Source organism: Paenibacillus luteus (genome assembly GCF_006542765.1).
Lineage (GTDB): Bacteria > Bacillota > Bacilli > Paenibacillales > Paenibacillaceae > Pristimantibacillus > Pristimantibacillus luteus.
In genome coordinates this window covers 1-636 of record NZ_SKCD01000087.1, presented here as the reverse complement: position 1 = coordinate 636, position 636 = coordinate 1, and the positions used below count along the sequence as shown (strand labels likewise).

Below are 636 nucleotides of genomic sequence, written 5' to 3'. Positions count from 1 at the left end.
AAGCGAGCTTGGATGCTGAAGTTAGCGGAAGCAGAGGAACGAGCGTAGCGGCGACAGCAGCAAGCACTGCGGCAATCCCGACCACAGGATTAACGGCTGGCATGTATGTAGTCTATGCAGTCGATGCGGCAGGGAACGTCTCTGCGTCATCCGCAGACGTAGTCGTCACCAACCCAGACATAACCCCACCAACATTGTCCGGAGTGGGTACGAGTGTATTGACGCCGAATACGTTAGCGGCGACAAGCAATGAGAACGGAACGCTGTATTTGGTGCTAAAGTCGGCAACAATAACAAATAAAGCGAGCTTGGATGCGGAAGTTAGCGGAAGCAGAGGAACGAGCGTAGCAGCGACAGCAGCAAGCGTTGCGGCAATCCCGACCACAGGCTTAACGGCTGGCACATATGTGGTCTATGCGGTCGATGCAGCAGGAAACGTATCTACGGCATCTGCGGACGTGACCCTGACGAACCCAGACATAACCGCCCCAACGTTATCCGGTGTCGGGACGAGTGTATTGACGCCGAATACGCTAGCAGCGACAAGCAATGAGAACGGAACGCTGTATTTGGTGCTAAAGTCGGCAACAATAACAAATAAAGCGAGCTTGGATGCGGAAGTTAGCGGAAGCAGAG

The 636-nt window shown here is 53.9% G+C and carries 1 pseudogene; it reads left to right on the top strand.

Going from position 1 to position 636, the window contains the following annotated elements:
• Positions 1-101: 101 nt before the first annotated feature.
• A pseudogene (locus tag E0496_RS35805) lies at positions 102-636 on the top strand (hypothetical protein); the annotation flags it as partial.